Origin of the sequence: Enterococcus sp. 5H, from assembly GCF_028128615.1 — a bacterium.
Classification (GTDB): domain Bacteria; phylum Bacillota; class Bacilli; order Lactobacillales; family Enterococcaceae; genus Enterococcus_L.
Window position 1 is genome coordinate 108,892 of the sequence record NZ_AMDP01000005.1, and the last position, 9,483, is coordinate 118,374.

Below are 9,483 nucleotides of genomic sequence, written 5' to 3' on the forward strand. Positions count from 1 at the left end.
TTTATGCATGTCTAGATAAATCTGTAAACCCAAATTCATCTTCTTGAATCAGGCGCCATGTGCGTTTAGCTGTATTGTAAATCAAAATAGCAATGACAGGCTCATTTCGGTAAGCAAAATTCTTCGTTTTCCATAAAGAATCTTCCACTACATGAATTGGAATATGGTACTCTTTTCCTTTAACATCCATCTGATCGAAACAAAAGACCACGCCTTCTTGTAAGATCGTTTTCATTTCTTTCAATAATTCGACATCCATTTTTTCGACAGGCGTTCCTCGTTTGAAAAAAGTCTTGCGGTCATTGACTTTCTCCAAGATTACACGAGTAATTTTATCCGCTAAAATACGATAGAATTCATCAATATAACGATAATAAACGCGGGTCATGTGATCGACAAATTCAAAAAAAACAAAATCATTTTGTAATTTATAAAAGAATGGAGAATGTAGACTGGTTTTCATATGTCCAAAATAAAGCAATTCCGATATTTCTAAGGGCGTCAGTTCTTTTAGCATAGTCACATCTGAGAAATCAATCCACTTTATTTCTTCATTAATTTTTCGACGATGCATAGTAGAAAAATACTGATTAACGCTCTCTTCTCCACGGATAATCTTCAATCCGCTGTGCATATCGTATTCTCCTTCTTCAGCAGAAGGATTTAGCAAAAGCAAGTTTTTAGGGTGATGAACAATGGAATGGGTAAAATCGCTATGTGTAATCCCTTTTGATAACACTGCATTGCTTGTCATATCAATATGTACGTAAATTAATTCCAACATGTGTGTTATCACCCTTCCTAATTAGTCTTCTCTTATATTCTACAATATTTCTACAATAAAAGCTTGTTTCTTTTATTTTAAGATTCAGTTACAAAGAGTTTGAAAGAGAACGCTTCCCGTATTGATTATTAGATAAAAATAAAAAAAACCTACCCAAACCGCTTTTTCAAAAAATATTAAAATTAATTATTTTTAGAAAAAAATTAATCTTTTAAACTAGGGTTTCAAAATAATTTATGATACACTAAGTAAAAAAGGAGGGAGCATATGGCCTCAAGAAAACAATCACCCAAAAAGAAAAAATCTAAAAAAAGAAACTGGCTAATTAATATATTTTTATTCTTATTACTGCTTGTCGGTCTTGCTTTGGTATTTAACACTCAAATTAGAAATATGCTGATTCAACATAATGGAAAAGCATATGCTATTGAAAACGTCACACCAGAAGAAATTGAAAAAAACAATACTACAGATACAACTTTTGATTTTGATGCAGTTGAATCCTTAAGTACAGAAGCAGTTCTTAAAGCTCAATTTGAAAATAAAAATCTACCTGTTATTGGTGCAGTTGCGCTTCCAGATGTGAAAATCAATTTACCGATCTTCAGAGGATTGGACAACGTTGTCTTATTAACTGGAGCAGGCACTATGAAGCCGGATCAAGAAATGGGCAAAGGTAATTACGCTTTAGCCAGCCATCGTGTTCAAGATATGGTTTCACTTTTTTCACCTTTGGAATATTCAAAACCAGGTGAGTTAATCTATACCACTGATTTAAAAAATATCTATACATACAAAATCAATTATGTTGAAAAAATCGATCCTTCTCGAGTAGAATTAATTGATGATGTCCCCGATAAAAAGATGATTACCTTAATCACTTGTGGCGACATGTATGCTACAACTCGAATTGCGGTTCAAGGTGAGCTAGAATCTGTGACACCTATCAATGATGCCACAAAAGAAATGACCGATGCTTTCCAAATGGAACAAATGACTTTATAATCTGAAAAAGCTGGATCAACATTCGTAAATGTTGGTATCCGGCTTTTTTTATTTATTACTATAAATGACTGGCCTTCTTCATTCTCTGAAAACTATACCGAACCGCTGATAATAGTAAAACAATTGGATAGAGGAATACCGTCACACAAAGCCATTCCATACTAAAAACAGACATAAAAACTAATTGATTTGTCACCGCATAAATTAACGGCAACACCAGAGCCAACAACCCATAATATAAACTCATTTCAACAACATATGCCTTATATGAAAACTTCATAACTATTCCCCCAAACCATTTTACTTATATATTCTGTTCTTTTATAAATTCACTACTTTTATAGTATAAAAGTTTTTACTAAAAGAATCATCCATCTTAAGTCCGAGATTTAGTTTTTTTTAATTTTTATCTATTAATTATCTAAATAAGATAATAAGGCTTCTGTTCCCTCGTTTATCAAAGCATATGTTTCTTCAAAATCACCTGTATAATATGGATCTGGTACTTCCTGACCTTCTTTACCTTCAACAATATCTAAAAACAAATGAATTTTTCCCTTCGTTTGCTCTGGTGCCATCTGCTTTAAATCTGCTACATTATTTGCATCCATACCAATGATAACATCATATTTTACAAAATCTTCTGGTTTAACCTGTGTCGATCTAATCCCTTCGTAAGAAATACCATGCTGATCTAATATCTGCTGCGTTCCACTATGTGGTTTATTACCTGCTTCCCAAGAACTTGTCGCTGCCGAAGAAACAACAAATTTATTAGCTAAATCAGCTTGCCTTACTTTCGCTTTAAAAACAGCCTCAGCCATTGGTGAACGACAAATATTGCCTAAACAGACAAATAAAACTTTTTTCATCTTACATCTCCCCTTCTTTTAGCTTTCTATTTAATTAGTAGCATAGCATGTTTTCTCTAGATTTTCATTTCAAAAAATAAGCTATATCTCATAAAAATTCAACGAGCAATTTTTATGAAACACAACTTACTTTATCGTAATTTTTATCTAAACATCGTTTGTGCCGCTTTGGCTAAGACTTTTGGATCACGGTTGTATGGAGTAACTGGAATGATTTCCTTATCAATATTAAATAATGTATAGACTGCAATTCTAGCAGCTCGTACGGAGTATTCTTCTGTAAAAACCATATCTTTTGGTATTTCTACAAATTGGCTAACCATCGCAAAATTCGTACTATTTTCCGGAACTACTTGTGGACGATCACTCATTTTACGAGGTTGGAATTGAGCATCAATATATGGCATGTATGCTGGAATCACATTCACAATATCTTGTTTGACTTCTTCCCAATCTTCTTCCCAGCCCATTTGACAAATCCACTCAAACAGAATTTCTTCACCCGTACAATCACGCATCGGTTTTTTCACGTAATCGCCGACTTTATCAGTATAAATACCATAGCCCCAGAAAATTGTAGTATCAGGATCTTGATTTTTAAAATGCGGTTGAGCAGCAACAACTGTACTCATTAACCAACTAGAATCTTTCAAGGTCATTAATGCACCTGATCCGGGAATATTACCAGAAAACTCTTCCATGCGTTTTAACAATTTATCTCCGCGGCAAGTTACAGTAAAGCTTTCCCAATTGGTTTCTTTTTCATTACCAAAAAACGGCTCCGGATTACCTAAACCAGCTTTTTTCTTAGCAATATTGCGCCAAAGCCGAGCAGAACGAGATTCCTCCGTAACTTCTGGCGCAGGATGACTCCAATCGCCTTCTGTAGAACTGTCTGTCATAGTGCCATTGGTCATGATAACAACATCACCTTCTGCCAGTTCGATTGTTTCACCATTTCCAAGTTTTAAGGCAGTCACCGTAATTTCAGCACCTGATTCAAATTCTAAGTCTACTACATCTTCATTTAACGTAAAATCCACACCATGCTTTTCTAAGAAAGCTTTCAATGGAAGAATCACACTATCATATTGGTTTAACGGTGTACGCGTTACACCTTCTAAAGTATCAATTCGTGAAAATTCTAAAATCATTCGATTCATGTAACGACGTAATTCAAAAGCACTGCTCCATTTTTGGAAAGCAAATGTTGTTTGCCACATATACCAAAAGTTTGTTTCAAAGAAATGTGCACCGAACCATTCTTCAATCGTGACACTATCTAAACTTTCTTCTGAAGCTGCTAATAATTTGGTCATCGCCAAACGATCATCGTTATCGAATCCCATTGTATGTGCGTCAACAATTTCTTGTTCTTTTGTTACTAGGCGTGCTTGTGCATGTGTAGGGTGCAAATGATCAAAATTCAAAATTTCTTCTGTTACGCTATGGTTTGGCCAGTCAATTGAAGGAATACTATCAAATAAATCCCAAAAATTTTCGTAAGTTTCCTCATTTAACATCCGACCACCACGAGCTACAAATCCTGTTTCATTTGTTCCAATACCATCATTACTACCACCGAGAATCTTCATACCTTCGATCACATGAATGTTTTTGCCATTAAAATTCGCATCACGAATTAAGTAAGCAGCAGCAGCCATTGTGGCAATTCCACCGCCAATTAGATAGACTTGTTTATCACCATAATAGCGACTGTTGATTTCTTCTTCTATTTCAACGTCTTTTACCGCTTTTTTTTCAGCTGTGACTTTTTTAGTGAGATAAGCCGCACCTAGCGCACCTACTGCAGCTAATCCAATGTGTCTTTTTTTCATGAGAATCCCTCCGGTTCATTTGATGAACCTAGCGTACAATGATTACTCAAAAAAGTCTTGTGATAGCCTTTCCATCCCGTCCGATTTTTAGACACTCTAGTGAGTTTGTCATAATAATTCGTTTTCTTTTTTATATAATCGATAAGAGAAAAATTCAGTATCTTTAGCCAAACGGAATAATTGCGTTGCAATTTCTAATGGCGATTCTTTATATCCATCTAAAATCCACGTAATTAATACACCACTACAACCATATGAAAAAAAGCGAGCATAAAATTCTTTGTCTTCTGGAAGAAGCTGGTGTTCCACATCCATTTGCTCAAATAGATTGGTAAAAAGTTTATTCGTAACTGCAGAAAAACAAATTCTTAAAACATCTGAATCCGAACTAACTGTATTATAGTAAAAATCACTTTTCGCTTGAATCGCTTTTAACATTTTTAATGCTTGTTCTTCCCAGTTGTCAATACTGACATCTGGTGAGTCTAAATAAATCAGAGCATCATGAATATATATCCAGCGTAGTAAATCATTTTTATCTGTGAAATGGTAATAAAAAGTCTGGCGATTTAAACCAACCTCTTTAGTAATATCTTGTACACTAATTTTACTGAATAATTTGCGGCCGCATAATTCAATTAATGCCGATGAAATAGCTTTTTTTGTTATTTGTGATTCGCTCATATATTTATCCTCACTTTTTTTAGTTGAGTTAATCATACCAAAAAGTAGAAGAATACCGCAATTTTTTTAAATATTATTAATAATTCTCTCCGTTACAAATGTATTTTATTTATATAATGAATATGATTTATAAAAGAACAAAAAAGGATTTTTTTATCAAAACATTACTCTTTTATTCAAATAAAAGAAAAAATAACCAGCTATTTTGTGCTATATTCAAGACACTGTTATTGCATATGCACTACAGAAAAAAATTAAAGGATGGATAAAATGGTGAGTTTTAAAAAAATACTAGGCGGGTCAATTCTAGCTTTAGGATTAGCTTTTTGCATTGGTCAGTCTGCCGATGCTGCTCAAGTTTTAACTGAAAATACAGATTTAAAAGGAGCCGCCGCAACGATCTCAACAAAAAATGATGGTACAAATGTATTGACTACAAAAAAAGGCGAGTATGTCTTAAATGAAGATGCTAAAATCTATAGCTCATTATCAATCATTATTACTCTTAACAACACAAAACCTGTAAATATTAATTCAATCAATACTAAACATACATTAGATTTAAGAGGCAACGGAGAAATGGTTGTTAACACTACAGACGACGTAGCAATCAATGTTGGAACTCATTTCCGAGCATTCAAAACAACAAAATACGGTAAAGGTAAAGTTACTGCTTCGGCTTCAAGAATTGGTTTAAATGTTAAAAACGAAATCCAAATGGAAGGTGGTTCTGTTGAAGCCTCTGGATCAGAATATGGAATTTACTGTGATAATGATATCAAACCCTACTATGATGCGGTTCTTAAAGGTGTAAGTAGTGATGGAATCGGTATCTATGCCTACCGTGATATTTATGCATGGAAAGGTGCTACAGTTATAGGCGAAGGTCAAATGTCTGGTGCTCGTTCAGTCATTGCCCACATTCAGGCTGAAGATGCTGGAAGTTCAATCACTGGTATCTCTCATGATATTAATAGTGCTCTCTCTGCTTTACATGCAGACAAGCAAATGTTGCGCGCCTATAACGGTGCAGTCGTTCGTGAAGAATATGTAAAACCCGACTTTAAAATTTCTGATGAAGATCCATTGATCTTAACGAAAAAGTATTCAACAGTTGCTCGTAATATGACAAATATGGCTAATTACAATTGGTCTTCAACACCAGAAAGTGTCTATTTATCAAATAACGGATTACTAGGTGATGTGACTAAACCATTTAAAGATGGAACAGTTGTTGGTACTCGCACAAACCCGGCAATCACTGTTGGAAAAAACGAAGTTACTCAATTGAAGAAAAATGGTATACATGAAGTTGTCTTCTCAGGAACTTCTACGAATTATATTGTACCTATAATTACTAAACACTACGTTGATAGTAACTTAAACGGTAACTACGAATTATATAAAGAAGAAATTCATTATGTTGAAGCTGGTTCTCTAGTAAAAGTAGATGATTTCCAACTTGATTTTTCTTGGACTGAAAGTCTTTACGAAGGTGCTGATAAAACTGATTTTATCGCAGTAAAAGCTGATACTCCGTTAGAGATTAACTATAAATACACTATTGAATTTTAATTAATAACATAAAAAAGCCAGAAGGTATAAAACGACTACGATGTTTTATACCTTCTGGTTTTATTCTTATTTCATTATTCTTGATAAAACGATTCATAACCAAAATGTTCATACGCTAAAGCTGTAGCGATTCGTCCTCTTGGCGTTCGTTTGATAAAGCCTTTTTGAATCAAGTATGGTTCATACATATCTTCAACTGTCTCTGTTTCTTCGCTAATATTTACCGACAAAGTGCTTAGTCCAACTGGACCGCCCCCATATAATTCGATCATGGTTTTCAATAATTTTTGATCTACATAATCAAGTCCTTGGTGATCGACTTGTAATAAAGTTAATGCTTGATCGGCAATTCCACGATTAATTATACCGTCTGACTGAACTTGGGCAAAATCACGAACACGTTTTAATAAACGATTCGCAATCCGCGGTGTGCCTCTAGAACGACGAGCAATTTCGTAAGCTCCTTCTTCAACAATTTCTGTTTGAAAAATATCTGCCGATCGCAACACAATTTCTTTCAAATCTTGAGTTTCATAATATTCCATATGAGAAATAATCCCAAATCGATCTCTAAGCGGCGCAGACAGCATTCCCGCTCTAGTTGTAGCACCAATTAGTGTGAATGGCGGTAATGGAAAATGAACAGGGTGAGCCGTTGTCCCTTGTCCTACCATTATATCCACATAAAAATCTTCCATTGCTGAATATAGCATTTCTTCCACCACTCGAGGTAAACGATGAATCTCATCAATAAATAAAACATCACCGGGTTCTAATTCATTTAAAATCGCAACTAGATCACCGGCTCGTTCGATTGCTGGTCCGCTGGTTGTACGAATATTTACATGCATTTCATTTGCGATCACCATCGCCATAGTGGTTTTCCCTAAACCTGGAGGGCCATACAAAAGAGTATGATCTAGCGCCTCTTCACGATTGCGGGCAGCTTCAATATAAATTGTCAGCTCCTGTTTGACTTTATCTTGACCGATGTATTGTTCAAGAAATTGCGGACGTAACGATTTCTCCAGTGACTCTTCTCCATCACTGCTTTGAGCCGAAAGTAGTCTTTCATCTTCAGACATAGCAATTCCTCCTTAGCGTTTCATCATAAATTTCAAGGCATTACGTAGATATTCATCCGTTGGTTGTGCGCCTAATTCTTCGAGTTTTGGCGTAATTCGTTTGATTTCTTTTTCACTGTAGCCTAATGCACCTAAAGCTTCAAGCGCTTCTGACAATGGTTGATTGTTAGATTGTGTTTGGGTTGATTTTGCCATCGCTTCAACCGCTGCATCTGAGGTTTCTAATTCGCCTAGTTTCCCTTTTAGATCCAGGATCATTTGTTGAGCAGTTTTTTTACCCACACCAGGGAATTTAGTTAAATACGCAGCATCTTCACTTTCAATTGCATGAATTAAACCACCATGATCGTCGGATGCCATAATTGCTAAGCCACTTTTTGGACCGATCCCTGAAACACTGATTAATTTCAAGAAGAGCTGCTTTTCATCTAAATCTGTAAAACCGTATAGTAAATGAGCATCTTCCCGAACTACTTGATGAAGATAGATTTTAACTTCTTGATCTGTTTTCCCAGAATATCGATAAGGATTTCCCACAGAGACTTGATAACCGATGCCGTTTGTTTCTACTACAATATAATAAGGGCTGATAAACGTGACTTTACCAATAATATACTCGTACATAATTTCACCTTTCTGACTAAGGCAGGACAAACATTCTTCTTGCCTTTTATGCGTTTGATACGCACATACGTTTCTATTTTAGCACAGATTCGGTAAAATCAATAGCTGGAAATAGTGAATAACACTCCCATTTGTTTTTATCTAAAATCTAGTTGTATAAAAACAGCTAAGGCTGAATATAATCTGTACCGACCCCCAAAAGTTAGACCAAAAATCTAACTAATGGAGGTCGGTATTTTTATGGCAAAATATAGTTTTGAATTCAAACTGAAAATCGTTCAAGAATATCTTGAAGGAAAAGGAGGACTATCGTATTTATCGAAGAAATATAGAGTGAAATCAAAAAAGCAGGTGGAAGATTGGCTCAATGCTTATCACGAGTTCGGTGAAGAAGGGCTTCTGCGAAAACGCCAAAACCAAAGTTACCCTGTTCAATTCAAGATGGATGCGATAGAGTTATATCAAACAACTGAGCTGTCCTATCGTGAAGTGGCGAATCATCTAGGGATAAATAATCCTGCATTAATCACCAACTGGATGAGAATCTTTCGTGCAGAAGGAATAGATGGGCTCTCAAAGACGAAAGGAGGTCCATCCATTTTGACTAAGAAAAAAGAAGAGAAGAAAACAAAGAAAGAAACACCTAAAGAACGCGATCGTATTAAGGAATTAGAAAAGCAAGTGCGTGCCCTTCAGATTGAAAATGCCTTTTTAAAAGAATTGAGGAAGCTGCGAAAACAGGAAGCCCAACAAAGACGAAAGAATCAATCGCACGAATCATCGACAGCCTCCGAGGATCCTTCAAACTAGTTGAGCTTCTTGAAACCTTGAAATTTCCTAAATCAACCTTTATGTATTGGCAAAAACGCTTTGATCGAGAAAATCCAGATCAAGAAATCGAAGAGGAAATGCTTAAAATAAGAAGACATCATAAGGATTATGGCTGTTTGCGTATGACAAAGGAGTTGGGAAATCGTGGGTTCCATGTAAATAAGAAGAAGGTTCAACGTTTGATT

At 35.3% G+C, this 9,483-nt stretch carries 8 protein-coding genes and 1 pseudogene; 3 read left to right on the top strand and 6 right to left on the bottom strand.

Features of this window, described 5'->3' with window-relative positions; translation table 11 throughout:
- Nucleotide 1: 1 nt before the first annotated feature.
- The gene (locus C240_RS03435) at nt 2-784 is read right to left on the bottom strand and encodes a hypothetical protein (RefSeq protein ID WP_271490985.1); all 783 of its coding nucleotides are present in this window, start codon (nt 782-784) and stop codon (nt 2-4) included.
- Nucleotides 785-1,051: 267 nt separating this feature from the next.
- Between C240_RS03435 and C240_RS03440 the strand changes: the two genes are divergently transcribed.
- Nucleotides 1,052-1,789 (top strand): class A sortase, encoded by a 738-nt coding sequence (locus C240_RS03440; RefSeq protein WP_271490988.1) that lies wholly within the window; start codon nt 1,052-1,054, stop codon nt 1,787-1,789.
- Nucleotides 1,790-2,202: 413 nt separating this feature from the next.
- On the opposite strand, the gene C240_RS03450 is transcribed toward C240_RS03440, so the two are convergent.
- From C240_RS03450 to C240_RS03460, 3 genes are all read right to left on the bottom strand, one after another.
- On the bottom strand, nt 2,203-2,661 hold the full coding sequence (locus C240_RS03450) for a low molecular weight protein-tyrosine-phosphatase (protein WP_271490993.1): 459 nt from the start codon (nt 2,659-2,661) through the stop codon (nt 2,203-2,205).
- 143 nt (nt 2,662-2,804) lie between these two features.
- The gene (locus C240_RS03455) at nt 2,805-4,499 is read right to left on the bottom strand and encodes an oleate hydratase (protein ID WP_271490996.1); all 1,695 of its coding nucleotides are present in this window, start codon (nt 4,497-4,499) and stop codon (nt 2,805-2,807) included.
- Nucleotides 4,500-4,607: 108 nt separating this feature from the next.
- A complete protein-coding gene (locus C240_RS03460; protein ID WP_271490999.1) occupies nt 4,608-5,183 on the bottom strand; it encodes a TetR/AcrR family transcriptional regulator in 576 nt (191 codons plus the stop codon).
- 270 nt (nt 5,184-5,453) lie between these two features.
- Here C240_RS03460 and C240_RS03465 point away from each other — a divergent pair, with 270 nt between their 5' ends.
- Nucleotides 5,454-6,758: a hypothetical protein gene (locus tag C240_RS03465; RefSeq protein WP_271491002.1), complete on the top strand. Its 1,305-nt coding sequence runs from the start codon at nt 5,454-5,456 to the stop codon at nt 6,756-6,758.
- Between the two features lie 74 nt (nt 6,759-6,832).
- Here the strand turns inward: C240_RS03465 and ruvB are convergent, their stop codons facing one another.
- A complete protein-coding gene (gene ruvB, locus C240_RS03470) occupies nt 6,833-7,843 on the bottom strand; it encodes a Holliday junction branch migration DNA helicase RuvB (RefSeq protein WP_271491005.1) in 1,011 nt (336 codons plus the stop codon).
- Between the two features lie 12 nt (nt 7,844-7,855).
- On the bottom strand, nt 7,856-8,467 hold the full coding sequence (gene ruvA, locus C240_RS03475; protein WP_271491008.1) for a Holliday junction branch migration protein RuvA: 612 nt from the start codon (nt 8,465-8,467) through the stop codon (nt 7,856-7,858).
- A gap of 240 nt (nt 8,468-8,707) precedes the next feature.
- Here ruvA and C240_RS03480 point away from each other — a divergent pair.
- Nucleotides 8,708-9,483, top strand: a pseudogene (locus C240_RS03480) (helix-turn-helix domain-containing protein); the annotation flags it as partial.

Coding starts and splice junctions, on each gene's coding strand:
- C240_RS03460 (WP_271490999.1), bottom strand. CDS start 5,183: ATGAGCGAATCACAAATAACAAAAAAAGCTATTTCATCGGCATTAATT.
- C240_RS03440 (WP_271490988.1), top strand. CDS start 1,052: ATGGCCTCAAGAAAACAATCACCCAAAAAGAAAAAATCTAAAAAAAGA.
- ruvA (WP_271491008.1), bottom strand. CDS start 8,467: ATGTACGAGTATATTATTGGTAAAGTCACGTTTATCAGCCCTTATTAT.
- C240_RS03435 (WP_271490985.1), bottom strand. CDS start 784: ATGTTGGAATTAATTTACGTACATATTGATATGACAAGCAATGCAGTG.
- C240_RS03450 (WP_271490993.1), bottom strand. CDS start 2,661: ATGAAAAAAGTTTTATTTGTCTGTTTAGGCAATATTTGTCGTTCACCA.
- C240_RS03455 (WP_271490996.1), bottom strand. CDS start 4,499: ATGAAAAAAAGACACATTGGATTAGCTGCAGTAGGTGCGCTAGGTGCG.
- C240_RS03465 (WP_271491002.1), top strand. CDS start 5,454: ATGGTGAGTTTTAAAAAAATACTAGGCGGGTCAATTCTAGCTTTAGGA.
- ruvB (WP_271491005.1), bottom strand. CDS start 7,843: ATGTCTGAAGATGAAAGACTACTTTCGGCTCAAAGCAGTGATGGAGAA.